At 40.5% G+C, this 25,041-nt stretch carries 25 protein-coding genes and 1 riboswitch; of the genes, 10 read left to right on the top strand and 15 right to left on the bottom strand.

Features of this window, described 5'->3' with window-relative positions; all coding sequences use genetic code 11:
* Positions 1-9: 9 nt before the first annotated feature.
* From AACM45_RS01020 to AACM45_RS01035, 4 genes are all read right to left on the bottom strand, one after another.
* Positions 10-594 (bottom strand): Crp/Fnr family transcriptional regulator, encoded by a 585-nt coding sequence (locus AACM45_RS01020; RefSeq protein ID WP_339140202.1) that lies wholly within the window; start codon positions 592-594, stop codon positions 10-12.
* Between the two features lie 106 nt (positions 595-700).
* Positions 701-2,116: a pyridoxal phosphate-dependent decarboxylase family protein gene (locus AACM45_RS01025; protein WP_339140203.1), complete on the bottom strand. Its 1,416-nt coding sequence runs from the start codon at positions 2,114-2,116 to the stop codon at positions 701-703.
* A 59-nt stretch (positions 2,117-2,175) separates the two neighbouring features.
* Positions 2,176-3,435, bottom strand: a complete 1,260-nt coding sequence (locus AACM45_RS01030) for a putative Ig domain-containing protein (RefSeq protein ID WP_339140204.1) — start codon at positions 3,433-3,435, stop codon at positions 2,176-2,178.
* Positions 3,436-3,801: 366 nt separating this feature from the next.
* A complete protein-coding gene (locus tag AACM45_RS01035) occupies positions 3,802-4,383 on the bottom strand; it encodes a hypothetical protein (RefSeq protein WP_339140205.1) in 582 nt (193 codons plus the stop codon).
* Positions 4,384-4,599: 216 nt separating this feature from the next.
* Here AACM45_RS01035 and AACM45_RS01040 point away from each other — a divergent pair, with 216 nt between their 5' ends.
* Positions 4,600-4,938, top strand: coding sequence for a winged helix-turn-helix transcriptional regulator (locus tag AACM45_RS01040; protein ID WP_339140206.1), 339 nt, complete (start codon positions 4,600-4,602; stop codon positions 4,936-4,938).
* A 51-nt stretch (positions 4,939-4,989) separates the two neighbouring features.
* On the opposite strand, the gene AACM45_RS01045 is transcribed toward AACM45_RS01040, so the two are convergent.
* Together AACM45_RS01045 and gndA are read right to left on the bottom strand one after the other, a co-directional pair.
* Positions 4,990-5,373 carry a DUF2200 domain-containing protein gene (locus AACM45_RS01045; RefSeq protein ID WP_339140207.1) on the bottom strand — a complete coding sequence of 128 codons (384 nt, stop codon included), beginning with the start codon at positions 5,371-5,373 and terminating at the stop codon, positions 4,990-4,992.
* A gap of 562 nt (positions 5,374-5,935) precedes the next feature.
* Complete coding sequence (gndA, locus tag AACM45_RS01050) at positions 5,936-7,354, bottom strand: NADP-dependent phosphogluconate dehydrogenase (protein ID WP_339140208.1); 1,419 nt, start codon at positions 7,352-7,354, stop codon at positions 5,936-5,938.
* A gap of 233 nt (positions 7,355-7,587) precedes the next feature.
* Between gndA and zwf the strand changes: the two genes are divergently transcribed.
* Complete coding sequence (gene zwf / locus AACM45_RS01055; RefSeq protein ID WP_339140209.1) at positions 7,588-9,120, top strand: glucose-6-phosphate dehydrogenase; 1,533 nt, start codon at positions 7,588-7,590, stop codon at positions 9,118-9,120.
* A 144-nt stretch (positions 9,121-9,264) separates the two neighbouring features.
* Entirely contained in the window at positions 9,265-9,975 is a 711-nt protein-coding gene (gene pgl / locus AACM45_RS01060; protein WP_339140210.1) for a 6-phosphogluconolactonase, read from the top strand.
* On the opposite strand, the gene AACM45_RS01065 is transcribed toward pgl, so the two are convergent.
* Genes AACM45_RS01065 through AACM45_RS01090 form a run of 6 tightly spaced genes read right to left on the bottom strand, consistent with a single transcriptional unit; the run spans position 9,967 to position 15,247 of the window.
* The gene (locus tag AACM45_RS01065) at positions 9,967-10,512 is read right to left on the bottom strand and encodes an acyl-CoA thioesterase (protein WP_339140211.1); all 546 of its coding nucleotides are present in this window, start codon (positions 10,510-10,512) and stop codon (positions 9,967-9,969) included. The genes pgl and AACM45_RS01065 overlap by 9 nt on opposite strands.
* A gap of 1 nt (position 10,513) precedes the next feature.
* Positions 10,514-10,879 (bottom strand): 6-phosphogluconate dehydrogenase, encoded by a 366-nt coding sequence (locus AACM45_RS01070; RefSeq protein ID WP_339140212.1) that lies wholly within the window; start codon positions 10,877-10,879, stop codon positions 10,514-10,516.
* Complete coding sequence (rmuC, locus tag AACM45_RS01075) at positions 10,880-12,235, bottom strand: DNA recombination protein RmuC (RefSeq protein WP_339140213.1); 1,356 nt, start codon at positions 12,233-12,235, stop codon at positions 10,880-10,882.
* A gap of 60 nt (positions 12,236-12,295) precedes the next feature.
* Positions 12,296-13,072: an ABC transporter ATP-binding protein gene (locus AACM45_RS01080; protein WP_339140214.1), complete on the bottom strand. Its 777-nt coding sequence runs from the start codon at positions 13,070-13,072 to the stop codon at positions 12,296-12,298.
* A gap of 1 nt (position 13,073) precedes the next feature.
* Positions 13,074-14,108: a FecCD family ABC transporter permease gene (locus tag AACM45_RS01085; RefSeq protein ID WP_339140215.1), complete on the bottom strand. Its 1,035-nt coding sequence runs from the start codon at positions 14,106-14,108 to the stop codon at positions 13,074-13,076.
* Positions 14,105-15,247, bottom strand: coding sequence for an ABC transporter substrate-binding protein (locus AACM45_RS01090; protein WP_339140216.1), 1,143 nt, complete (start codon positions 15,245-15,247; stop codon positions 14,105-14,107). The genes AACM45_RS01085 and AACM45_RS01090 overlap by 4 nt, the downstream gene beginning before the upstream one ends.
* 90 nt (positions 15,248-15,337) lie before the next feature.
* A riboswitch (cobalamin riboswitch) is annotated at positions 15,338-15,552 on the top strand.
* 66 nt (positions 15,553-15,618) lie between these two features.
* Between AACM45_RS01090 and AACM45_RS01095 the strand changes: the two genes are divergently transcribed.
* The gene (locus AACM45_RS01095; RefSeq protein WP_339140217.1) at positions 15,619-17,493 is read left to right on the top strand and encodes a TonB-dependent receptor plug domain-containing protein; all 1,875 of its coding nucleotides are present in this window, start codon (positions 15,619-15,621) and stop codon (positions 17,491-17,493) included.
* Positions 17,494-17,529: 36 nt separating this feature from the next.
* Here the strand turns inward: AACM45_RS01095 and AACM45_RS01100 are convergent, their stop codons facing one another.
* Positions 17,530-18,987, bottom strand: coding sequence for a S41 family peptidase (locus tag AACM45_RS01100; protein WP_339140218.1), 1,458 nt, complete (start codon positions 18,985-18,987; stop codon positions 17,530-17,532).
* A 194-nt stretch (positions 18,988-19,181) separates the two neighbouring features.
* Here AACM45_RS01100 and AACM45_RS01105 point away from each other — a divergent pair, with 194 nt between their 5' ends.
* The 6 genes from AACM45_RS01105 (at position 19,182) to AACM45_RS01130 (ending at position 23,009) form a co-directional block, all read left to right on the top strand.
* Positions 19,182-19,691, top strand: coding sequence for an RNA polymerase sigma factor (locus AACM45_RS01105; RefSeq protein ID WP_339140219.1), 510 nt, complete (start codon positions 19,182-19,184; stop codon positions 19,689-19,691).
* Entirely contained in the window at positions 19,678-20,127 is a 450-nt protein-coding gene (locus AACM45_RS01110) for a hypothetical protein (protein ID WP_339140220.1), read from the top strand. Before AACM45_RS01105 ends, AACM45_RS01110 begins: the two co-directional genes overlap by 14 nt.
* A gap of 105 nt (positions 20,128-20,232) precedes the next feature.
* The gene (locus tag AACM45_RS01115) at positions 20,233-20,772 is read left to right on the top strand and encodes a DUF4252 domain-containing protein (RefSeq protein ID WP_339140221.1); all 540 of its coding nucleotides are present in this window, start codon (positions 20,233-20,235) and stop codon (positions 20,770-20,772) included.
* A 116-nt stretch (positions 20,773-20,888) separates the two neighbouring features.
* A complete protein-coding gene (locus tag AACM45_RS01120) occupies positions 20,889-21,434 on the top strand; it encodes a DUF4252 domain-containing protein (protein ID WP_339140222.1) in 546 nt (181 codons plus the stop codon).
* Between the two features lie 71 nt (positions 21,435-21,505).
* Positions 21,506-22,045 carry a DUF4252 domain-containing protein gene (locus AACM45_RS01125; protein WP_339140223.1) on the top strand — a complete coding sequence of 180 codons (540 nt, stop codon included), beginning with the start codon at positions 21,506-21,508 and terminating at the stop codon, positions 22,043-22,045.
* A 154-nt stretch (positions 22,046-22,199) separates the two neighbouring features.
* A complete protein-coding gene (locus tag AACM45_RS01130; protein WP_339140224.1) occupies positions 22,200-23,009 on the top strand; it encodes a mechanosensitive ion channel family protein in 810 nt (269 codons plus the stop codon).
* Positions 23,010-23,078: 69 nt separating this feature from the next.
* On the opposite strand, the gene purB is transcribed toward AACM45_RS01130, so the two are convergent.
* The gene (gene purB / locus AACM45_RS01135) at positions 23,079-24,422 is read right to left on the bottom strand and encodes an adenylosuccinate lyase (RefSeq protein ID WP_339140225.1); all 1,344 of its coding nucleotides are present in this window, start codon (positions 24,420-24,422) and stop codon (positions 23,079-23,081) included.
* Between the two features lie 46 nt (positions 24,423-24,468).
* Positions 24,469-25,041 carry a hypothetical protein gene (locus AACM45_RS01140; RefSeq protein ID WP_339140226.1) on the bottom strand — a complete coding sequence of 191 codons (573 nt, stop codon included), beginning with the start codon at positions 25,039-25,041 and terminating at the stop codon, positions 24,469-24,471.

A 25,041-nucleotide genomic window follows, 5' to 3' on the forward strand; every position in this document is an offset into this window, starting at 1 on the left:
CTGGGTTATCTACTGTTCGTTTATAAGCTGACTCTTTATTTTGCTTAAAAACTCTTTTGAAATACCTAAGTATGAGGCAATCATGTATTGCGGAACCCGTTGATTGATCCTTGGATAGGTATGTTCAAAAATCTTGTAGCGTTCTTTGGCATCAAGGCTGAAGTTTCGAATTATCCGTTTCTGTGAAGCCACAAAAGCCCGTTCCACTATTTTTCTAAAGAACCGTTCCAGTTTAGGAATCTGCCGGTATAGGGTTTCAAGGTTTTGATAGGTAATTTGTATTAGTTGCGTGTTTTCGATACACTGCACATTAAAATCAGAAGGTGTTTGGCTGGTAAAGCTGCCCAAATCAGAAGTCCACCATTCTTCAATAGAGAACATTACGATATGCTCTTGGCCCTCGGCGTCCATAAAGAAGGTTTTTGTACAGCCGGAAATAATGAAATTCACACTAGTACAAACATCACCTTGTTGAACGATATATTGGTTTTTTAAATACGTTCTTCGAACTACTTTAGCTCGTAGAAGGGCTTCTTCTTCATCAGTTAAATCGATGTAGTTGTTTAAATACGTTAAGAATGTACTAATGTCCATTACTATTTTGTTATAGGTTCAAGGGTAGCATGATAGCCAATTGAAAAACACTGCCTTTGTAACCTGAATTTATAGTATATTTTGGGTTCAGCATGCTTTGAAGTACTTATTTTGATATCTTGGTAGTGTCGGCCAGTGCAATTCCCATAGCCTTTTCAAACGATTCAATCGATATGGTGATGTCACTTTCATTGGTCGCCCAAGAGCATATACTTACGCGCATGACTTTTTTACCAAACCACACGGAACCTCCCAACCAACATGTTCTTAACTTTTGAATATTATGTAATACTTGTTGTGTGAGGGCATCTGAGTCGCACCTAACAAGTACCTGATTGAAAACGATGTCATTTTCTACATGAAAGCCTTTTAGGGCACCGATTTCTTTCGCGAATTGTTTGGCCCTATGGTGCATGTTGAGGATCATTTCATCAATACCGTTCTTACCAAGGTATTTCATGATTGCCCATAGTTCCATTACCCTGGCTCGTCTGGACATCTCAGGCGTATAAAACATGCCATCCCTTTCTGGGCTTTCGACAATATAACTTCCTGACATATGCAGTGCAGCGGTCATCGCTTCTGGATCTGAACACATTACGATTCCGCAATCGTAGGGCGTATTCAATGTTTTGTGTCCGTCAACGGCCCATGAAGACGCTTTTTCAATTCCCTTGGTCAAATATTTTAATTTAGATACCGCTTCTGCCCATAGGCCAAATGCACCATCAATATGGATCCAAGCGTTGGCTTTCTGGGCTTTTTCACAAATGGCATTAAAATTATCAAATGCGCCGCTATTCACATTTCCCGCTTGTAGGATGAGTATGGTATTTTGATTCAATTCAGGAATCGATTCTGCAACAATCCTACCCTGATCATCTACAGCGGCCCATTCTATGCTTTCTTTTCCTAAACCCAAAATTCCAACGGCCTTTAAAACAGTGGAATGTGCTTGCTTGCCGGTAACGATTCTTATTTCAGGCGCATTTCTAAGCCCTTTCTCATTGACATCCCAATCGTTTCTTTTAAGAATGCGATATCTTGCCGCTGCAAGGCCACATAAGTTCGCTGCGGATGTTCCACTTACAAATCCGGCAGCGGTATTTTCAGGTAAGCCAAATAAATCTATAAGCCATTTTTCGACAACGGCCTCCAATTTACTTCCTATGGGCGAAAGTACATGCATGGCGGGTGCCTGATCCCAATACGTTGCCAAGTTCTTGGCGGCCATCCCTACGGGAAGCGCACTTCCGGTTACAAAACCAAAATACCTTCCCCCTAAGGTTGCCGTTGTCGCTTGACTACCGTATGTATGTAATTGTTCAATGACATCTTTCGCATTTGCCGAAGCTACAGGAAGTTCCTCATCGAAGATGGATAACTTATTAAGGGCTTCTTCGGTCGGATAAACATTTCGGTCAAAAACGTGCTCTAAATAATCAAAGGCATATTGTTGTGCCAATTCAAAGGGTCGTTTGTTTCTAATTTCAAGAAACATTTGGTCTTGTAGCTTGCTCATCTTTTTTAATTGAGAACCGTATTGTTATGTGCCGATTGCTTAAGTCATCACTGTAAATATCAATCTTGGGTTTCGAGATTCGATTGGTTCAGGTCAAATTTGAATATATTGGAGTTGCCTGAACCATCCCTTGCGGTTAATTTAAAGCCAAGGGGTTCTTTCGTTGCCCATGTACCACTTAACATTAACTTATTGGAATCAAACGTAATCCACTCAGGAATTTCGGAACCATCTTTCAAGGTGAGTTGGTATGTCAACTCTTGATTATCGATATCCTTGAATAAATCGCTCGGAAAATGAAGCTCAAATTTTTTGTTGAATGTTACCGAAGCCTCAATTTGTGGGTTGTATACGTATGGGGCGAATACCGATTTGGTACTTACCCAATAGATGTCTGAATCGTAGCTATCCTGTCCATTTTTCCGTTGTATTTTCATTCTGCTAAAAAAAAGGAACTTATGATCCGGTGAGACGAAAGGTCGCTGTTCAATCTCCTTTCCATTGATATGGTCATTCAACCTCTTCAGAGGGGTCCAAGAGCCATGAATGGTGCGATAACTGATATAAAGGTCATGTTTGGATTGAAATTCGCCCTTCCATGCCTGTACAATAATATAACGCCCATCAGGAGAGAGAAATAAGCTTTCTTCGTCGGCTTCAGAACTTAACATGGCAGACCTTTGAATATTGGTGTAACGACCTGAAGTAGGTTTGGCGTAATAGATGTCGCCACAGCACTGGTTTTGGTCATCGCGGTTGGATGTAAAGTAAAACGCACCGCTTTTTGCCTTGCCATGGCCCGCTTCCCTAGATTTTGAGTTGAATATCGAATCTAAGGGTTGGGGGGCAATAGCGCTATGGTCGACAAATTCAGCACTCCACAAGTCGGTATCAGAACCATTGGATTTAGCAAAATAAAGCTTATCCCCTGATGGACCAAACATCGGAAAGAACGTATTTACGTTGTCAGGTAAAAATGATTTGTCAGGTGATGACCAGATACCATCGATGTTATTCATTAAGTATAAACAAGTCCCTTTTGGGTCTGTTTCATCAGCAACCCCGAAAACCATGCTTTTGCCATTCGGTGACATTGCAAAACCCATATCGAACCTGCCGTCGACCGATATAATATCCTTTCCAAAAATCTGTGGAATAGTGTCGGGGGTTTCCTGTCCTAAATAATCAGTACTTTGGTACTCTGCTTGCTTCTTAGGAGCGCAGGCGTAAAGAACCACCCATAATAGCGGTACGAGAAGATAATGGTTTGATTTAGGATTTAGGTAATGGCGATGTTGCTGCATTTGTAATTTGCTCAATTATTTGGGAATATAGTAAAATCCCATTACAATTCTTTGCAAATCGGGCCACCGAACGCCTACGTGATATTGTTCACTAAGGCGCCGCTAGAAGCAACTCATATCAAAGTATCCAATAGTTTGAAAATTCGGTTATTCCCTCTTACGGTAAATGTCAATCACCATGCCTTGATTTAACTTAAGCTTTTAGCCTTCAAGGTAATTCATCGTTCCATTACAGTCGAATATGAAATATGTATTGACTTGTTTATTTCCCCATGTCGCACTTTCCTAGAAATAGTTGCAAATTTTATTTACTGTTTAACAAGATTCATTTGTAATACCCATGCTGTGATTATGGGTTATCGACATTGTAATCTACCGAATTTATGGTACCCTTTCTAACGGAATCTGCAATTGATGCGGTCTATTCCCCGGTTGGTCAAAAGGTGTACCATCTACATGTTTCGCCCCCATAAACAAAAGGCCGTGTTTAAAATAGATTAAATCGTAATCGCCTACGATTTGACCTTCAGCGATATGGAACATTGGAAAGGCCTTTCCTAAAATAGCCTTCTTTTGGTGGTCTTCAAATGGCGTGATTCCCTCGGGCAATGCCATATTCAACATGCTTGTCGCCTGTGTGCTCAGGGGAGTGACCGCAAACCCTTCATCGAGCATATAATCTATTTTCCAAGCACCTTTTGCGATGGGATGTTCATCATGCCAAATCAAATTCCCTTTGAATTCAAACTCCATGAGTAGTAATTTTCCGTAGTTATCACCAAATAAGGTGATTGTTCCGATGAATTTGTCATTTGGTAAATATTTAAAATTCCTTTTGAGGTATGTCGGCTCAACTTTGCCATTACCAGTTCGGTCCTCGGTAGGCCTTAATTCCATAGCTATACTTTGCCACTCGCCTAAAGCATAGTTTTTTACTTGTTCTAATGTTCTTGGATTTTCCATTGGTACTATTTGTTTTTTCTGATGAGTATAAAGCAGCAATTCGAATTCAGCTCAAGACTATTCTTTTAACATCCTGTGAAGCCATTGCATTTTGCCCTCTTTGTTTTTATGAGCTCGGTTACGGACAAATGTCCCGTTTTGGTCTTATATTTACAAGTAGTTATAATAAACTGATATAGTAATAAAAATCAGACCAATATTGAAAAACAAATAGTTATGGATGAAAAAAAAATAAAAGAAAAGTCCATAGCCGTTGCCGACTGTCCCGTAACCTATACAATGAGTATGATTGGCGGCAAATGGAAACCCATCATAATCTACCTAATTTCGAAAGGGGCGAACCGATTTGGGGTTTTACATAGGGGAATCAATGGCATCAGCAAGCAAATGTTGACCAAGCAGCTGCGTGAAATGGAAGATGATGGCCTCTTGGTAAGACGGATTTTTGCCGAAATTCCGCCGCGGGTGGAGTATTACATCACGAAAAAAGGTAAGTCCCTATTTCCGATAATCGATGCGATGCGTGTCTGGGGCGAATCTAATTTCAGAGTTTAGCAACTACCTTGGTAAGCGTTTGGGTTGAATTGCCCTTGCAACGTGTATTTTTTAATTGCGAACTTTTTCTTCTCGCAAGATTTTCTCCATTTTACGACCTTTTGCCAATTCTTCAATCAACTTTTCCATCTGCCTACATTGTTTATACAATTCAAATTCATCTGCTATCTCTTCAATACGATAACCGCAAACGACCCCTTTGATCAGGTGCGCGTTTGGATGTATCTTAGCTTTCTGGAAAAATGACCTGAAGGTTACTTTTTCATCGATCAGTGCTTGTATTGACTCGTTACCATGACCAGTGAACCATGTGATTACCTGATCCAGCTCTTCTTTTGTCCTTCCATTTTTTACTATCCTATTCAGGTAATGCGGATAAATGGATGCAAAGATCATATTGGCGACCTTTTCGTTTTTTTCAGTTGTTACTTCCATATGCACTTGATTTTGAATTATTTTATGTTGGTGTTTCCCGTATGTTTATGATATCACGATGGGCAGTTCGCTTTCTGCGGTGGACTTCGTCAAGTTATTGCCCTTAGCTTCACCTTTACATTTTCAAAGTCAAATTAAAAAAAATGTTAGACTTTTTAAACACGCACGAACTTTTTAAATGGGTCATTTTACCTTATTTGCCATAGGTGGCACGCGATGTTGGCCTTTTTCTATTAAGCGCTAGATTCGTTATGGCCTGAATAGTATCCTATAGTGAAGACTACCATCGATAGGAAATGGATTATGGACGTTGCCCTTTATTTGTTCTGAATACAGCGCTAAGAACAAATAAGAGGTCGATTGAAACCAAGCGTACTGCACAGAAATTCAATCACTAATGGAAAATAGCAATCAAAATCCATTTGAAATTCCAGAAAATTTCCTGCCGCGTTACAGTAATTCAGATTTCCATTTTATATCAGCTCTTTAAATATTGATGTCCATTTCCTAAAATGGATCGCAACGATTTGATGTCACCAACAACAATTGTATATCCTTTTACCTATTGCCCCTGATTTTCCCACTCCGTATGAAAAATACCGTCTCGATCTAAGCGCTCATAGGTATGTGAACCGAAATAATCGCGTTGCGCTTGAATTAAGTTTAGCGGTAAACGCTCTGAGGTATAGGCGTCAAAATAGGTAAGGGCGTTCGAAAGTCCCGGTAACGGAATTCCATTGATAGCCCCATACGCGACCAATTCACGTGAGGCGTTTACGGTGGATTGCACTTTTTCTACAAAAGCGGGCGATAGCAATAAATTGGGCAAATCAGCATTGGCTTTGAACGCGTCGGTGATATCAGCTAATAGAGCGGCACGTATAATACAACCAGCCCTCCATATCTTGGCAATTTCTCCTAAATCCAGTTCATAACCATACTCCTTTGAGGCGTCAGCAAGTTGGTGCATACCCTGTGCATAAGCCATGATAAAGGCAAAATAAAGTGCCTGTTCCGCTTTATCTACCAACGATGCCTTAACCACATTCTCGGGTTTGGGTCGGTCATACAATCCATCTGCTGTGATGCGCTCTTCTTTTAGCGCGGAAATTTCCCGCATGCTCACTGCAATATCTATCGTAGGTACCGGTATGCCCAAATCCATCGCGTTTTGGGAAGTCCATTTTCCGGTGCCTTTCTGTTTGGCCTTATCCAAAATCATATCGACTAGATCATTGTCGGTCAAATCGTCTTTCTGTTCGAATATTTCGGAAGTAATCTCAACCAAGAACGATTGTAGTCGACCTTGATTCCATGTCGTAAAGGTTTGATGTAGCTCGGTATTGGTAAGTCCCCCGGCCTTTTTCAATAGATCATAGATCTCTGAGGTCAATTGCATTAACCCATATTCGATGCCATTATGTACCATTTTGACATAGTTTCCAGCTGATTTGGGGCCTAAATAGGTTACACAGGGTTCCCCTTGGTACTTCGCCGCGACTGCTTCAAAAATCGGTTTTACGTGTTGATAAGCTTCCCTTGAGCCCCCGGGCATAATACTTGGCCCTAGGCGCGCGCCTTTCGCACCCCCTGAAACCCCAGCACCGAAAAAATTAATCCCTTTTTCCTTCAGTTTGGCCTCACGTCTGTCCGTATCGGTATAAAAAGAATTTCCCCCATCAATAATAATATCACCCTCATCAAGTAAAGGTAAGAGATTATCGATGACGGCATCTACGATCTTACCCGCGGGTACCAATAACATGATCTTGCGGGGAGCACTCAAACCGTTTACGAAAGCCTTGGCATCAGTAGTAGCATTGACTTTATTCGTATCGCCACCTTCTTCAATAAGGGCGTTGACCTTTTGTTCGTCTAAATCATTACCATAAGCGGTAAAACCGTTATCCGCCACATTTAAAATAAAGTTGCGTCCCATAACGCCCAGTCCTACCAATCCAAAATCATATGTATTTGCCATATTCCAATTTAATGTTAACTACGTATTAAGTACTGCCATGCATTTAAGAGCTACCTAAAATAAACGTTATATTCGTGATGCTCAAATAACGGCATGTGATTCTCAAAATTAGTCGTTATAAATTGTTAGTGCTATCACGATTTATAGACTAATGAATAGCATTAGGATCAAAAATAATAGCATAAGTCAAAGAAAGTTCAAAGTCATTGGCTTAACTTCAAATAAAAAAACGAATGAGAAAAACGGAAAACCAACTTCTTGTAATTTTTGGCGCCTCGGGAGATTTAACCGCACGTAAATTGGTGCCATCCCTTTTTAATCTTTATATCGCAAAACAACTCCCCGAGAATTTTATCGTACTTGGGGCAAGTCGTAGTGATATGACCGATGATGAGTTCAGAAATCGGGTAGTTTTAGAAAGTGACTATCTTGAGGACAAACTCAAAGATTTAAAGGAAAAATATATAAAGGGTTTTTCAGATAAGTTTTTTTATGAGGACCTTGGGGGATCTTATGATACCGATTATAGTGCCTTGCGCAAGCGAATTGAAGAATTGAACAGCGAATATGGTACCGCTGGTAATATCATTTACTATCTATCGACACCACCAACGTTGTATGAGACCATCGCCAAGAATTTAGCCGATGTAAATTTGACCACCCAAAATAATGGTTGGAAACGTTTGATCGTTGAAAAACCTTTTGGGTATAGCCTCGAGACCGCCCGTAAGCTCAACAAAGGACTACAACAATATTTTACGGAACCCCAGATTTACCGCATCGATCATTATTTGGGTAAGGAAACGGTACAGAACCTTTTGGTGACGCGATTCGCCAATAGTATTTTCGAACCGCTTTGGAATCGAAACTATATCAAGCATGTAGAGATTACCAATGCCGAGAGTGTTGGTGTTGAGAAACGGGGTGGCTACTATGATAAATCAGGTGCACTTCGCGACATGTTTCAAAATCACCTACTTCAAATCGTATCTCTGGTCGTAATGGAACCACCAATTGGGGATGAGCCAGAGGAAATACGGAATGAAAAAGTAAAGGCCCTCAAATCACTCCGCATTATGAGGGATGAGAAGACCCTGCATGAAAATACCATCAGGGGCCAATATGTTGCCTCTGAAGTTGAAGGTGAACTGGTCAAGGGTTATCGCGAAGAAGATGGGGTAGATCCCAATTCGACCACCGAGACGTATGCCGCCATTAAATTTTTTGTGGATAATTGGCGTTGGAAAGATGTCCCTTTTTACGTACGTACCGCAAAAAAAATGCCGACTAAGGTTACTGAAGTGGTAATTCATTTTAAAACGCCACACCATCAGATTTTTCAAGATTCGGGGGTGAATAGCAAAGACAATAAATTGATTATCAGAATACAACCCGACGAGGGTATTTTGATGAAGTTTGGGGTCAAGGTACCCGGTCAAGGTTTTAAAGTAGAACGGGCGAACCTCGATTTCTACTACTCCAGTTTGGCGCAGACCCACGTGATGGAGGCTTATGAACGTCTTTTGTTGGATTGTATGCAAGGCGATGCAACCCTTTATGCAAGGGCCGATGAGGTAGAGGCAGCTTGGGAATTCGTAGACCCAATCTTGAAGTATTGGAAGGATGGTAAAGACGTACGCATGTATGGGTATGCTGCTGGGGTTTGGGGCCCTGAGAATGCCGATGAGCTTATTGATGGCGTAGGCTATTGGCGAAACCCAAGTGCCAATCTTGCTGATGACTCTGGCTACTGTGTGATTTGTTAAATTTAGGAGTTAGGAGTTAGGAGTTAGGAGTTAGGAGTTAGGAGTTAGGAGTTAGGAGTTAGGAGTTAGGAGTTAGGAGTGTAACGATGGAAGAATTCCATTGCTTACGTTTCAAGCCCCAATCAAAATGATTTTTTTTATCGTATGGAAGTAAAGGTATACAAGGATAAGCAAGAGGTCGCGAGGCAATTCTCGGCCTATTTTGCCGAAAGGGTCAAAGATAAAGCCGTTTTTCATGTGGCACTTTCCGGTGGAAGTACACCCAAATTGATTTTTGATGTTTTGGCCTCAGAATATGGGGATACCATAGATTGGTCGAAAATACATTTGTATTGGGGCGACGAACGCTGCGTGCCCCCCACCCACGATCAAAGTAATTATAAAATGACCGAGGAACACCTGCTGTCAAAAATTACCGTTCCGAAAGGGAACATACACCGCGTTTTGGGTGAGAAAGACCCAAAAGGGGAAGCTTTACGTTATGCCAATCTTCTGGAAATCAATTTAGATAGGGTCCATGGCGTTCCCCAGTTCGATTTGGTACTATTGGGTATGGGCGATGACGGACATACCGCTTCCATTTTCCCTGATAATATTGGGTTATGGAATGCAGAAGACCATTGTGTGGTGGCTGCACACCCTGATTCGGGACAGCAACGGGTTTCCATCAATGGAAAAGTAATCAATAGGGCCCAAGAAGTTATCTTTTTGGTTACTGGTGCCACCAAAGCGGAAAAAGTGGATGAGATCCACAACCAAAAAAGTAATTACAAAAAATATCCGGCTGCTTTGGTACGACCCTTATCAGGAAATCTGACTTGGTTTATGGACGAAGCCGCGGCAAACTTAATCTAAGTCCATTTTTACGTTTTCACCATTCAAATAGGCCAGACATTCATTCATCTTGAAATTTTTGGTGTCGTATTTGGTATCCCTACGGCGTGCCGATAGTTTGCGCTCTTTGCTTCGAGCGAAACGTCGCATTCCCTGTTCATCTTTAATAAGGAGGCCTGGTACTGCAATATTTTTACCCTTTTCATCTTTTGCGACCATGGTGAAATACGAAGAATTACAATGTTTTTTTTGGCCTGTAATGATGTTTTCAGATTCGACACGAACGCCAACGACCATTGAAGTGCGTCCCGTGTAGTTGATAGACGCCTTCAAAATGATAAGGTCACCGACCTCAACCGGATTCAAAAAGTCAACTCGATTCACGGATGCCGTCACGCAATAGCTCTGCGAATGTTTTGAGGCACAGGCAAAGGCAATTTGGTCCATCAAACTTAAGATATAACCCCCATGCACCTTACCCCCAAAATTGGAGTGGGAGGGTTGCATTAATTCGGTGATGGACGTTCTGGACTCTTTTGAGGTTTTATACTTTTTCATATCAATTGCCAAAATGAGGTGGAGGTTCAGGCGTTACATCGATAATGAAGTACTTGGTGTCACCTAACCAAAAGAAGGTTGAATAACGTTCTTTGTAAGTAACTTTGACGTATTTTCCTTGAAAGTCTTTCAATTTTTCAATGACTTTATCTTGGCCATCCTCCACGGAAAACTCAAATATCTGTGCTCCAGAGATTCCCTGGCTGATCTCACCTTCCCAAGTCTTTGCCAAAACACCCTTACGGCTAAACTTTATCAATTCGCCCGAACGATATCCTTCACTGAACGGAACGTAATAGACAAAGGCAAAATACGCTGCAATGCCCAATAATAACACACTAATTAGTATAAAAAGAAACTTACGCATTTAGATCTCTAGTTTAGGTTGTTCGGCACTACTATTGAAATCGTCTTCTTCTGCCCGTTTCAATATCGGTTCAGGTATTGATTTCTTAGCTTTGGCCCCCATCTTTTTTAGTTTTTCAATACTTGTGACTATGTTGCCCCGGCCTTCAACCAATTTGTTCATGGCGCCACGATATTCTGTTTTTGCCTCGTCCATTTTTTTACCCACCTTCGTCAAGTCCGTTACGAAGCCTTCGAATTTATCATATAACGCCCCAGCTTGGCGCGCGATTTCGATGGCATTCCTTTGCTGTTTTTCATTGTTCCACATCGTATCTATAGTACGTAAGGTAGCCAATAGGGTAGAAGGGGTAACGATAACGATATTTTGTTCAAAGGCCTTGTTGTACAATGAATTGTCTTCATTGATGGCAACAGCAAATGCAGGTTCTATGGGAACGAATAACAGTACAAAGTCAGGACTCTCCATTTCATAAAGGTCCTCGTATTTTTTGGCGGATAATTGCTCTACATGTCTGCGTAGGGAATTGATATGATCTTTGAGGTGTTTTTCTTTAAGTTCTTGATCTGCATTGACATAACGTTCATAATCGGTTAGGGAGACCTTTGAATCAACCACCATTTTTTTACCGTCAGGTAAATTGATGATAACATCGGGTAATACCCGAGAACCGTCTTCCCGTCTAAAACTTTGCTGTACGGTATATTCGCGATCTTTTTCCAGTCCTGATTTTTCCAATACGCGTTCCAACACCAATTCCCCCCAGTTGCCTTGCATTTTGCTATCACCTTTCAATGCCTTGGTTAAATTCTCGGCCTCTTGGGTAATTTTAAGGTTTTGATTCTGAAGGTGCAACAACTGTTCACGAAGTGCAGTATGTATGGTAATGTTTTCTTTCTGGGTGTCTTCCACCTTCTTTTCAAACAATAGTATTTTTTCCTGTAACGGACTTAAAATCTGTTTGATGTTTTTCTGGTTCTGTTCGGTAAACTTAGTACTTTTCTCATCGAGTATCTTATTGGCTAGATTCTCAAACTCTTTGGTAAACTTCTCTTGTAGTTTTTCTACCTCTTCTTTTTGCTCGGTGTTGATGCGCTGCAAATTGTCGTTTACCCCCTCAAGGCGAATGTAGTCTTGACCTAATTTCTCTTTTTCCGATTGTAGTTGTCGCTTTTCTTCATGCGCTGCCATTAAATTTTCGTTAAGGGCATTGACGGAGTTATTCAACTGTACTATTTCAGCATCCAATACGCTCTGGCTGGATTTTGTCCTTAATTTTTGGATGTAAATTCCCAAAAAAACCCCTATTGCTAGACAAGACAAGGCGATGATGATATAAATAAACTCCGAACCCATAGTAGTTTTTTCTACGGATAAAGATAATGGATTAATGACTTTTACGGGGGATAAAAAAGATTACTTCTTCACTCGGTAAGACCCACTTTGGGAATCAAAATGAACCATATCCGTAGGGAAGAGCGTTTCAAAACAACCTTGTTCAATTAGTGTACTAGGCGTACCGAAAGGATTTTGCTTTCCGTCTAAAATCAATATCCTATCACAGAGTTGAATGGCCAAATCGATTTCATGGGTGGTGAAGACAATCGACTTTTGATGTTCTTGAACCAAGCCTTTTAGCAGTTTTAGGATCTGTACTTTGTGGTACAGATCCAAATGTGTTGTTGGTTCGTCCAAGAGAATCAATGGAGTGTCTTGCGCCATGGTGCGGGCTATCAGCACCCTTTGCAACTGGCCATCACTAAGTTCATGGCATTTACGGTGACTAAAACCCTCAAGCTCTAAGTCAACAACGCTGTTTTGAATTTTAGATTCGTCTTCTTGGGTCAAAGTACCTATCCAATTGGTATAAGGTTGTCTACCCAGGGCAATCAATTCTTTTACGGTCAGATTTGAAGAGGCCAGGGGCTCCGTAAGCACGAGACTTATTCCCTTGGCCAATTCGGCGGTATTAAAATCTTGTAGATCCTTATTTTGAATCGTAATACTCCCTTTTAATCTGGGCTGTAAATTCCCTATGGTTCGTAACAGCGTCGATTTTCCAATGCCATTGACACCCACAATGCCACATAACTCCCCTTTATTTAAGGTAAAATCGACATTGCGAACTACCCTTTCGGATTTATATCCTACTTCTAAAGCACTAACTTGTAAATATGCCGTTTGCTTTTCCATATTAGAAGAACAGTTTTCTTTTTCGAAGCAGTAGCCAAATGACCACAGGTGCGCCTATGATTGAAGTGATTGCATTGATGGGTAAGACTTTGGCCGATGTGGGCAATTGGGCAATGGTATCACATAACAGCATCAAAATAGCCCCATACACAAATACGGCCGGCAGTAAGATGCGATGGTCCATGGTATTGAAAAATTGCCGCGTCAAATGGGGTACCGCCAACCCAACGAAAGCGATGGGCCCTGCAAAGGCCGTTATTCCCCCAGCAATCAGTCCAGTCGCTGCAATGATAAGGAACCTGGATTTTTTTAAAGCAATGCCAAGACTTTTCGCATAGTTTTCCCCTAGCAAAAAAGCGTTTAGACTTTTCAGTGATAAGATGGCAAAGAATAGCCCGAATACGACCACCAAGGTTAAAATGCCCAATTGCGACCACGATAGTCCCCCTACCGAGCCAAAAGACCAAAAAATAAAGCGTTGCAGTTTTTCAGCATCTGAGAAATAAGCCAAAACACTCACCACCGCCGCAGTGATACTACCGAACATCAACCCTATGATGAGCAATGTCATCGTATCGCGAACACGATTGGCCACTATAACTACCACCAATAACACCGCAAAACTCCCTAAACTTGAGGCTATGGCCAATGATATGTCGTTTATGGATTCAAATAATGCCCAGCCAGTAAAAAGTGATGTTCCCATGAGTAAAAAGGCTGCCCCCAAACTTGCTCCTGAACTCACACCAAGTACGAAAGGTCCGGCTAAGGGGTTTCGAAACAGTGTTTGCATCAGCAGCCCACTTACGGCTAACCCACCACCTACTATGATAGCTGTTAAAGCCTTGGGTAGGCGATAGTTCAAAATAATATAACTCCAAGAAGCGGTTTCGGGTTCCTTGCCAAATAGTACCTGTATGGTGGTCTTAAACGGGATGGAGACGCTACCTAAACTAAGATTGAGTACCATAACCAATAGCAATATGAGGAATAGACCCAAAAACCATACACCAAATGAAATATTACTTTTATTCATTGTAAAGGTCGAAAAAAGTAGGGTGTGTAATTCGGTAGTAATTCAGGGTGGAAAATACGGACCAGATCCTTTAAGATCATATCCGGTCGCTGGGGCCCTAATTCATAGTATAGTAAACCTCCTGTAGGTCCTGTAGTCAGTGAAAATGTGTGGATATCCTTGTTTTCATAGGCTTGAAATTCCTTATAATGAGTATTGGCATCCGAAAGCGCGTTATAAGAGGTAAACTGGGCAGGAGCTATCCAGAAGTCGGCATTTTTACCCTTCTCAAGAACTGTTTCCAAACTTAATGAAAGGCTTCCCGTACCCTTGCTTCCTTCCCATAAATAGGTTGCGTTCGCATCCGATAAAAATTGTGCTGCCCAACTATCCCCAGCGGGCAGGTACCAGACGTCTTTATATAGTGCCCCACTCATAACCGTTGGTGCTTCAATTGCATCTTTAGCGAGGGTTTTTATTTCGTTGTAATTGGTTTCAATGGATTTAAAGATACTATCCGCCTCGTGTTGTTTATCAAGTAAGACGCCGAAGAATTTTATCCATTCCGCTTTGCCCAAAGGTGTTTGTTCGGTCCAATCCCCGTTAAAAAGTACTGGTATTCCCGATTTATTCAGAAGGTCGTAATTGTCATTTTGGTTATCAATGGCAAAGCCAACGATGGCATCAGGTTGCATTTCCAACACCATTTCGGTGTTCAGGGATTCATTGTTGCCCAATTCTTTTATTTTTCCTTCGGCAATTCGTTTTCTGGCCGGCATTGATGATACATATTTTGTGTCAGGAAATCCGATGAGTTTGTCTAATGCCCCCAGTGACTCTAAAGCTGGAATATGTGTGGTAGAGGTGACCACAATATTTTCAATCGGGGTGACCACAACGGCATCATAGGCATCTTTCGGGTAGGTTATTGTAGCCAACTTGTCTTTTGGAATCACTGCATAGGTCAATGGTTTTTCAGCTCCTGGCCAGGGGTTGAAGACGGTTACTACGGGGAATGCCCCCCCAAGGTCGATTTGAAATCCACTGGCATGGGTTATAATTTCACCTTTAACGTTGGATAATCCTTTTGGCGCTTTTGGTTTTTCCTCGCACGCTAAAAAGGCAAAAATCAGTACCACAAAAACAAAATACTTTGGCATCGTTTTATACATAGTGTCAAAAATAGGGTATTTAACTTTTTAGATAGATTGAACAGAATGATTACTTTCGTGCCGAATATTGGTTTGACGAAACGATACCCGTAAAAAGGTTTGGCCTCGTCGATTAAAAGGGAATCTAGTGAAAATCTAGAACTGTTCCCGCAACTGTAAGCTCTGCCGTTGAATAGTTGATGTATATCAGTATAACGGTGCTTATCAACACTTCAAAACCACTGTCTTGAAAAGGATGGGAAGGTAGCTGATAAGACGCAAGTCAGGAGACCTGCCAGATTCAAACAAAGAATGTAAAACTTTCGGGACAGAAGTTTACATAGGGCAACCTATAGCTTTTCCGAGCAATTGATTTTTTTATGAAAAAAGTAGTATTTGGTCTTTTGACCTTTTGCGGTTGTGCACCACTAATAGCGCAAGAACAACCCAATGACTCCACCATTAAAGTCCAAAACCTGGATGAGGTGGTTGTCAGTGATTCACGTTTTCAATTAAAACGTGAAAATTCAGGTAAAACAGTCATTAAAATTGACGCAAAAGAACTGGAAGCCAATCAAGGCAGGTCAGTGGCCGAACTCATCAACACCAAAAGCGGTATCGAGGTGAACGGAACAAGAAGTTATGCCGGCCAGAACCTTACGGTATTTGCCAGGGGAGGTAACAACAGACAGGTTTTGGTCATCATTGATGGAATTCAGGTATCTGATCCTTCCAATGTCAACGCTGAATATGACCTTCGCTTGTTGAACACCAATCAAATTGAGAGCATAGAAATTTTAAAAGGTGCTGCAAGTACCCTTTACGGGAACGCCGCCGCCACGGCTGTTATCAATATAACGACCAAGAAAGCCAATAAAGAGGGTACTGCACTTGAAGTACTATCCAGTATCGGTACGAACCAGTCTCAAGACGACCAAAACTACAACCTGGCCGATTTTTCAAATACGGTCACTTTTTCGGCAAAACAAGATCGATTTTCAATATTGGCCTCAGGTGGACACCAATTTACCAATGGACTTTCGGCAGCAGTCGGGGAAGAGGAAGACCCTTTTTCAAGAATTGAAGGAACCGTAAAGCTGGGATATCAATTTTCAGAACAGTTTACTGTAACCGCTTCGGCATTTTACAATAAGCTAAACGCTGATTTTGACAACGGCTTTCCGATAGAGGATGCTGATTTTAGTTTTGACAGCGAGCAATCGCGGTTTGGGCTTTCTTCTACATACGCCTATAAGAATGGTAGTTTGAATTTCAATGGGGCTTTCAATCAGATAACTAGAAGTTTTCAATCTAGTTTTCCTTCGGCCTTTGATTCTGAATCGCTGGTTTTAGATTTGTTCAATAAGTATACGTTCAACAATCGTTTTTACACTATTGCTGGGCTAAACCTTATTGATAATACGACCCTTTTTAGTGAAGAACAGAACACTACAAGTATTGACCCTTATGCCAATGTTGTTTATGTAAGTGATTTTGGATTGAATTTAAATGCTGGTGTGCGTTTGAACAACCATAGTGAGTATGGGTCAAATTTTATTTACAATTTTAATCCGTCTTATGTTTTTGGAATAGGGGAAGGATATCTTAAATTCTTAGGATCTTACGCAACTTCATTTATAGCGCCAAACTTATCGCAGTTATTTGGTCCTTTTGGTCCGAATCCTGATTTGGATGTAGAAGAGAATACAACCTTGGAAGGAGGTTTAGAGTATCGTCCGTCAGAAAAGTTTAGGATCAGCGCCCTATATTTTAATAGAAGCGAAGAAGGGCGTATCGATTTTGTTACCATCAACCCTGATACTTTTGAAAGTCAGTATCAAAATTTGGAAGAAACTGTTGATTTTAATGGGGTAGAGGTAGAGCTGAATGTTATTCCGGTAGCCAATTTGAACCTTGTGGCCAATTATACCTACACCGATGCTGAAAATGGTTTGGCGCTTCGCATTCCCCAAAATAAGGTAAATGCTAGTGTTGCCTATGATTTTAGCGCTAAAACCTATGTCAGTCTAAGCTATCAAACGGTATCAGATCGCACCGACACTGATTTTGCTACTTTTTCTCAAGTGGATTTAGATGCATTCAGTTTACTGAACCTTTATGTAAAGCATGATATCAATGATACCTTAGGTTTTTTCTTTGCTTTGGATAATGTGTTTAACGAGACCTATGTTGAGGTTACGGACTTTACCACTAGGGGAAGAAATATGCGTCTGGGAATGCGATTGCAATTTTAAAGCATAAAAAAAGCGGCCAACCGGCCGCTTTTATTTTTATTTTGAACTCAAAGGTTTATCGATATACATATTATCCCTCATCGGGGTAAATAATTTTGAATTTGATATTTGCTCACCCTTGAATTGCGTTTCAGAAAATCGCGATTTTGCCACAATTCCAGTGATTTCTTGAATTGCCCTCGCCAATAATGGTTCTGAGACATTTCCCAAAACCCCTAAATTGCCCAGATCTTCCTCTATTTGAATATCGGGTGCCAGTCCGGCGGTGTAATCAGAAAAGCCATCTGCATTTTCATTACGTCCGACCAGGGGTTGAATGGCCCAACTATTGTTGGGATTAATGTTGTTTTGTCTTGAAGTGCTAAAAACATAGTCATTGTCTTCATCGTCTACAAGCGTTATGGAGAATTCGTTTTTCCCCCTAGTCGTCTCGCCTATATGAATGACATCAACATAAGGTTCAAGACCGTTCATGACCAATTCACTAGCAGAAGCCGAACTATTTGTGGCAATGACATAAACCCTATTGAGATTGAGGGTATTGATAGGGGAACCCGCGTTTGTTCTAGACGCAAAATTGTCTTCTAACTGCTCATCACTGAATTGTGATTGAATTTTGTCGTTCCAACGTTGTCTAATATATAAATCTTGGGTTCGCGTTCCATAAATCATACTTGCTAACAGGCGTGAAGAGTTGACCGAACCACCGGGATTGTAGCGCATATCCAATACTAAGTCAGTAACCCCGTCAGCGACAAACTGGCCAAACGCATTGTTCAAATCCTCGTCAAAACCACGCGTGAAACCATTATACATCAAATAGCCTATTTTTTGCCCATTGACATCCAAGGTTTTGGCTACCAAAACCGGATTTTCCTCCAGACCTTCAAATTTAGTTAGGGTGACCTCATCATCGCTATCGGTTATAGTGCCATTACTAATGGTAGCCAACCCCAATGTGTAGGTATCATTGTTACCAAACAACAAATCGCGATAATTATTCAAATTAAGTTGGGTACCATTTACCCTAGTGAAAATAGCACCGCGTTGAATAGCACTGGCGGCAGCATCGGAATTGGGAATAACGTATCGTACATATCCAAAAATATCATCACCTTCCGCAAATCGAACTAGACCAAACTCTAGACCGTTACTCTTTGATATTCCGTTTAAACTATTGACCAAGGTAGTGTAATCTGAGTTGGAGAAACTAAAACGGTCTTCGTTGAACTGAATGCTATTATAGAAATTTAGGGGATTAGGGGTTGCTTCAAGAAATTCAGTGTATTGCTCGTCAGAGCTAAATCTATTATCTGCCAAATCTTGTACTTCGCCTTGCCAAAAATACCATTGATTCATGGCTTTCCACATAAAATCCTGTATCTCGGCAGTAGATTCGTCAGCCAATAACGGAAAGAAGTCCGCGGGATCATCGTCATTACTGCAACTAACAAATAGGATGACGGCAACAAAAGGCAAAAATAATTTCTTCATAGCGTTTTTTCTTTCAAGTAGCAATTAGTGTTCCAAAGTTGATTCCTCACTTCTCCTTATAGAACAACTTAGTCCTTTAAAACCCTAAAATAGGGAGATCTGAGAATATTTTAATAATTTTTGTAACAATATTCGTCATACGTCGTCATCATGTTGTAAGTCGTAAATTGATTTGCATATAACTAAACCACCAAATGCAACAAAAAGAGTTTTTAAATCTTGTATTGCCATTTAAAGATAAGTTATTTCGGTTGGCAAAGCGCTTATTGGTCTCCCGAGAGGAAGCCGAGGATGCAACACAGGAAATTTTGCTCAAACTGTGGTCGAAAAATGAAGCAATGGGCCAATATAAAAGTGTAGAGGCCTTTGCAATGACCATGACAAAGAATTTTTGCCTGGATCGTTTGAAATCGAAACAGGCCGGTAATTTAAAATTAGTCCATAGCAACTATCAAGATGAACGCACATCACTGCAAAAGCAGTTAGAGGCAGAAGATAGCGTGAATTGGGTAGAACGGATAATGGATGAATTACCGGAACAACAAAAAATGGTACTGCAATTGCGGGATATTGAAGACTATGATTTTGACGAAATATCGGAATTGTTGGATATGAAACCGACCGCAGTGCGGGTGACCCTCTCAAGGGCAAGAAAAACAGTAAGGGAAAAATTAATGCAAAAGCATAGCTATGGAATCGGATAAGCACATAGAAAGATTATTGGAGAAGTATTTTGAGGCGACCACTACAGTTGCCGAAGAAGAAACATTACGGGCGTATTTCAATCAAGAAAGTGTCGCAACACATCTCGAGCAATACCAACCCATGTTCAACTATTTCTCTAAAGCCAAGGAAGAACAGTTTACAAAGCTTTCAGCCCTTTCAGAACCCGTAAAACCTAGAAAAAAAGTGTATTATAGATGGGTTTCCGTTGCGGCGGCCGTAGTGTTGGCCTTTGGTGTGTATCTTGGTAATGATACCTATCAACATTACCAAGAACAAAAACAGGCAAGAATTGCCTACGAACAAACTAAAGAGGCCTTGAACCTTCTTGCAGAAAATTTTAGCAAGGGTACCGAAAAAGTAGCTTTATTGGAAGAGTTTGAGGTTGCAAAACAAAAAGTGTATAGTACTAATTAATAGTAAATAAATTAAACAAATTCAAAACGGAACGAGTGTAACGAGTGGTTGCATAGGTTCTTTGATTTTTAAACAGTATTCATAGAAAACAAAAATTTAAAACAAATGAAAAAGAATATTTTAATCCTTTTAGTAGCCGTATTACCACTTGCTGGCTTTTCACAATCGTTATTTGACAAGTATGAAGAGTTGGATGATGTCACATCAGTAGTGGTAAATCAAAGTATGTTCAACCTATTGGCAAAAATTGACGTCGAAGTTGATGATCCCGAAGCCCAAGATTTTGTGGATATTGCCACAAGTCTAAAGAGCTTAAAAGTGTTTACTACCGATAACAAATCCATTGGTGCCGATATGAAAGCTTCAGTCAGTGGATATTTGAAGAAGTCTTCGTTGACCGAGTTGATGCGAATAAAAGATAAAGATGCCAATGTCAAGTTTTATGTCAAAGAAGGTAAAGACGATGATCATGTCAGTGAGTTGTTGATGTTCGTTACCGGTCTTAAAGACGTCGAAGCTGACGGTAGAAATTTTGAGACCGTTCTCCTTTCATTGACGGGCGATATCGATTTGAACAAAATCAATTCGTTGACAAAGAAAATGAATCTGCCCGATGAATTGAACAAGGCGGGTAAAAAGCAATAAGTGACCATAAAGATTCAGTTGGTGGGGTAAAACGATCCCACCGGCTGTTTTCTATAAATCAAACTTTTAAAATCAATCAAAACAAAATCAAATCATCAATCTCAAAAAGAACGATCATGAAAAAAATAATAGTTGTAATAGCGTTGGCCCTTAGCCCATTATGGGCAGTTTCGCAATCTGCTTTTGACAAATATGAAGATGCTGATAATGTCGCTTCAATAAGCATAAACAAGGGGTTATTGGGTATGGTGGCCAATATGTCATCTGATAGTCAAGATAAAGAAGCACAAGAATTCATAGCACTGGCAAAAAGTATTGATGGTATCAAGGTTTTTATCTCAGAAGATTCAAAAGTCTCAGCAGATATGGCCTTAACCATAAAATCGTACGTCAAAAAAAGTAGAATGGAAGAGTTGATGCGGGTAAAAGACGGAGACACCAATGTAAAATTCTACATTAAAAGTGGTCGTAATGCCGATAGGGTCAGGGAATTGGTCATGTTCGTTACAGGCATAGACGATAAAAATAATTCTGATAAAGGACCCCATTTTGAAACCGTATTGTTGACCATGACCGGCGATATCGATTTGAACAAGATAGGCTCCCTTACCAATAAAATGAATTTACCAAAAGAATTGAAGAAAGCGAAAAGAGGTAAATAATCATTCGTTAGCGTTGTAACAAATCAATCAAAATAATGACTTATACCATAAGTCAATCAAAAAATGCAATCATGAAAAAAATTTTGAAAAGTGCAGTCCTGTTAATTGCGGTGTTGCTTGGTTCTTGTGCATCACAACAGAGCTTACAAGAATATTATGTGGATAACAAAGAAAATCCGAATTTTGTTTCTTTGGATATTCCAGCGAGCATTCTTAAAATGGAAGAGACCGACCTGACCGATGGACAGCGTAATGCCGTGGAATCTTTACGAAAGTTCAATTTATTGGCATTTCGAAAGACCGCGGACAATGTAGCGGAATACAAATTGGAAAAGACCAAGGTTAAGGCGATTTTAAAGAATGACGAATTTGTGGAGTTAATGAAGATCAATTCACAATATGGAAAAGGGGTCGTAAAATACCTCGGCGATGAGAATGCCATAGATGAGGTCATTATTTACGGTGATAGCAATGAACAAGGTTTTGCATTGGTTCGAGTTTTGGGAAAGGATATGAATCCGGCGCACATTGTGCAGCTTATGCAAGCCATTCAGAAATCGGATTATAATGGGGAAGGCCTTGGTGAAATCGGTAAGTTCTTAAAAGGATAAGTTAAGCTCAACTAAACTTGAAAATCCCATAGTGTGATTGCACTATGGGATTTTTTATATGCAAAATTTTATAATTTCTTAAATAAGGAACGTGACCTATTGGTTATATTAGTGTCTCAAGTTTTAGAAACACTAACAAATCATTTATAAAATTATGGAAGATGCACAAATTTGGATAGAAAAAGGTATTGACTTTATCATCGAATTCGGTCCGAAGATTATCGGAGCCATTCTGATATACCTTATTGGTTCATGGATTATTAAAAAGTTGATGGGCGTTTTGCGAAAGGCCATGGCCAAAGGCAGTTACGATGAATCATTACAACGATTTTTGGTCAATCTGGTTTCATGGGGATTAAAGATATTTTTAATCATCACGGTAATTTCTACCCTTGGTGTAGAGACCACAAGTTTGGCCGCAGTTATAGCCGCTGCCGGTTTAGCGGTTGGGTTGGCACTTCAAGGCTCCTTGTCAAATTTTGCAGGTGGGGTACTCATCATGATATTTAAACCTTATCGTATCGGTGATTTAATAGAGGCCCAAGGGGTTCTAGGGGTCGTAAAGACCATCGAGATTTTTACGACCAAAATGGTGTCCCCAGAAAATAAGTTGATTATCATACCCAACGGGGCAATGGCGAATGGTAATATCGTCAATTATACGGCTGAGGGTAAAATCAGAGTCGATACCGTTATTGGTGTAGGTTACGATGAAAATATCAAGAAGACCAAAGAAGTTTTAATGGAGGTGCTAACCGCTAACCCTTTGGTACTTAAAGACCCCGCACCATCGGTAAATGTCATGGAACTGGCCGATAGTTCAGTCAATTTTGCCGTACGGCCATTTTGTAAACCTGAAGACTATTGGGATGTGTATTTTGCGACTTACGAAGGTTGTAAACTGGCCTTGGACAAAGCAGGTATTGAAATACCTTACCCACACGAAGTACAAATCAATAAATAACATTTTGACAATACATTAAAATGGCCACTTTACTAAAAAGTGGCCGTTTTTTATAAAAAAGTATTATGCCTAAACCCCGGTATAATTAGCGGGCGTAATTTGTTTTAGCTCCGTTTTTATGGTCTCGGATACCGCCAACGTTTCAATAAAACCAGCGATGGATTCTTGATTTATTTTTTCATTGGTTCGGGTGAGCCCTTTTAAGGCCTCATATGGGTTAGGGTAGCCCTCGCGTCTTAAGATGGTTTGAATTGCCTCAGCAACAACGGCCCAATTGTTTTCGAGATCTTCTTCAAACTTATCGGCATTCAATACCAGTTTGTTCAACCCTTTCAATGTTGATTGAAAGGCCACTAGGGTGTGCGCAAAAGGGACCCCTACATTTCTCAGAACAGTACTATCGGTTAGATCACGTTGCAGTCTTGAAACGGGTAATTTTGCCGATAAATGCTCAAAAATAGCATTGGCAAGGCCTAAATTACCTTCTGAGTTCTCAAAATCAATCGGGTTCACTTTATGGGGCATGGCAGAAGAGCCCACTTCACCCTTTTTGATTTTTTGTTTGAAATAATCCATTGAGACATAGGTCCAGATATCCCTATTCAAATCAATGATGATGGTATTGATGCGTTTTAGGCAATCGAACAGGGCGGCCATATGGTCGTAGTGTTCGATTTGGGTCGTTGGGAAGGAATGGTGGAGCCCTAGTTTTTCTTGAACGAATTTTTGCCCGAAAACCTTCCAGTCCACATTGGGATAGGCCACTTTATGAGCGTTGTAATTTCCTGTTGCGCCACCAAATTTAGCAGCGGAAGGAATATCGTTCAATAAATCAAATTGTTGCTTCAGCCGTTCGACAAAAACGGCAATTTCTTTTCCCAATCTGGTAGGGGAGGCCGGTTGCCCATGGGTTCTGGCAAGCATTGGTATCCCTTCCCACTCCGCGGCCAAGTTTTTCAGTTTTTCAAAAACTGAAAAATAAGAAGGCACATAGACATTGTTCATGGCTTCTTTTATAGAGAACGGAATGGCCGTATTGTTGATATCTTGTGAGGTCAACCCAAAATGGATGAATTCCTTATATTTTTCCAATCCGAGCGCATCAAACTTTTCCTTTATAAAATACTCAACGGCCTTAACATCATGGTTTGTGGTTTTTTCGATGTCTTTGATGGATTGCGCATCTTCTGCGGCGAAATCAGTATGAATTTCTTGTAGCGCACTAAATTTCGTTGTATCAAAATCAGACAATTGTGGCAAGGGTATTTTACAAAGTGCGATAAAATACTCTATTTCGACCCGTACCCGATATTTGATCAATGCTTCTTCTGAAAAATAGCTTCCCAGTGCTTCGGTTTTGTTTCGGTAACGCCCATCGATAGGTGATATGGCGTTTAGCTGGTTTAAAGACATTTACCTTGATTTTTAGGAAAGGGCAAAGATACTCAATCTTCAAAGATTAGTGGCCCAAGGCCACAAGCATATCCAATGTTTTTTTGCCCCTGTTCCTATAGCCGGATGTTCCGCTACCAATATTTTTTTCCAATATAATTTTAAGCTCTGGGTGTATCCATTCAAATCGTTTCCCCAAATGGAATAAAGTGGTCATCGCAAACACTTTTGAGGCAATTTTATGCTCTTCGATTAGCCAATCGAAACAGCAGTCCACTAATCGTTCCAGCTGCGTTGAAGTCATACTTTCAATGACTTCTTGGTTCTTTTTTTTGAAATAGGCTTCTGCAAGAAGCTGACAGGTATGCGCTATTGGCCGAATGCAAGATTCTGAGGTCAGCTGTTTGATTTCTAGGGTAAACAATTCTAAATGGGGCAGTAGAAGCCCTAGTTTTTTCCGCATCAAATGATCAAACACCCAACTGGCATTGAACTCATCATTTTTATCTTGGCGAAAGACCTCGATCAATAATGGTTGAACCAGTTCATGGTGGTTTAACAAGCTTTGCACCAGACTGTCTATTCGTGATTTGGAAAGTCTACCCGAATTAAGGTTTAAAACGAGTTGTTCTTTAGTCAT

The sequence above is a fragment of the Croceitalea sp. MTPC5 genome (assembly GCF_036985505.1).
Taxonomy (GTDB): domain Bacteria; phylum Bacteroidota; class Bacteroidia; order Flavobacteriales; family Flavobacteriaceae; genus Croceitalea.

Coding starts and splice junctions, on each gene's coding strand:
- AACM45_RS01020 (WP_339140202.1), bottom strand. CDS start 594: ATGGACATTAGTACATTCTTAACGTATTTAAACAACTACATCGATTTA.
- AACM45_RS01025 (WP_339140203.1), bottom strand. CDS start 2,116: ATGAGCAAGCTACAAGACCAAATGTTTCTTGAAATTAGAAACAAACGA.
- AACM45_RS01035 (WP_339140205.1), bottom strand. CDS start 4,383: ATGGAAAATCCAAGAACATTAGAACAAGTAAAAAACTATGCTTTAGGC.
- AACM45_RS01040 (WP_339140206.1), top strand. CDS start 4,600: ATGGATGAAAAAAAAATAAAAGAAAAGTCCATAGCCGTTGCCGACTGT.
- AACM45_RS01045 (WP_339140207.1), bottom strand. CDS start 5,373: ATGGAAGTAACAACTGAAAAAAACGAAAAGGTCGCCAATATGATCTTT.
- gndA (WP_339140208.1), bottom strand. CDS start 7,354: ATGGCAAATACATATGATTTTGGATTGGTAGGACTGGGCGTTATGGGA.
- zwf (WP_339140209.1), top strand. CDS start 7,588: ATGAGAAAAACGGAAAACCAACTTCTTGTAATTTTTGGCGCCTCGGGA.
- pgl (WP_339140210.1), top strand. CDS start 9,265: ATGGAAGTAAAGGTATACAAGGATAAGCAAGAGGTCGCGAGGCAATTC.
- AACM45_RS01065 (WP_339140211.1), bottom strand. CDS start 10,512: ATGAAAAAGTATAAAACCTCAAAAGAGTCCAGAACGTCCATCACCGAA.
- AACM45_RS01070 (WP_339140212.1), bottom strand. CDS start 10,879: ATGCGTAAGTTTCTTTTTATACTAATTAGTGTGTTATTATTGGGCATT.
- rmuC (WP_339140213.1), bottom strand. CDS start 12,235: ATGGGTTCGGAGTTTATTTATATCATCATCGCCTTGTCTTGTCTAGCA.
- AACM45_RS01080 (WP_339140214.1), bottom strand. CDS start 13,072: ATGGAAAAGCAAACGGCATATTTACAAGTTAGTGCTTTAGAAGTAGGA.
- AACM45_RS01085 (WP_339140215.1), bottom strand. CDS start 14,108: ATGAATAAAAGTAATATTTCATTTGGTGTATGGTTTTTGGGTCTATTC.
- AACM45_RS01090 (WP_339140216.1), bottom strand. CDS start 15,247: ATGCCAAAGTATTTTGTTTTTGTGGTACTGATTTTTGCCTTTTTAGCG.
- AACM45_RS01095 (WP_339140217.1), top strand. CDS start 15,619: ATGAAAAAAGTAGTATTTGGTCTTTTGACCTTTTGCGGTTGTGCACCA.
- AACM45_RS01100 (WP_339140218.1), bottom strand. CDS start 18,987: ATGAAGAAATTATTTTTGCCTTTTGTTGCCGTCATCCTATTTGTTAGT.
- AACM45_RS01105 (WP_339140219.1), top strand. CDS start 19,182: ATGCAACAAAAAGAGTTTTTAAATCTTGTATTGCCATTTAAAGATAAG.
- AACM45_RS01110 (WP_339140220.1), top strand. CDS start 19,678: ATGGAATCGGATAAGCACATAGAAAGATTATTGGAGAAGTATTTTGAG.
- AACM45_RS01115 (WP_339140221.1), top strand. CDS start 20,233: ATGAAAAAGAATATTTTAATCCTTTTAGTAGCCGTATTACCACTTGCT.
- AACM45_RS01120 (WP_339140222.1), top strand. CDS start 20,889: ATGAAAAAAATAATAGTTGTAATAGCGTTGGCCCTTAGCCCATTATGG.
- AACM45_RS01125 (WP_339140223.1), top strand. CDS start 21,506: ATGAAAAAAATTTTGAAAAGTGCAGTCCTGTTAATTGCGGTGTTGCTT.
- AACM45_RS01130 (WP_339140224.1), top strand. CDS start 22,200: ATGGAAGATGCACAAATTTGGATAGAAAAAGGTATTGACTTTATCATC.
- purB (WP_339140225.1), bottom strand. CDS start 24,422: ATGTCTTTAAACCAGCTAAACGCCATATCACCTATCGATGGGCGTTAC.
- AACM45_RS01140 (WP_339140226.1), bottom strand. CDS start 25,041: ATGACTAAAGAACAACTCGTTTTAAACCTTAATTCGGGTAGACTTTCC.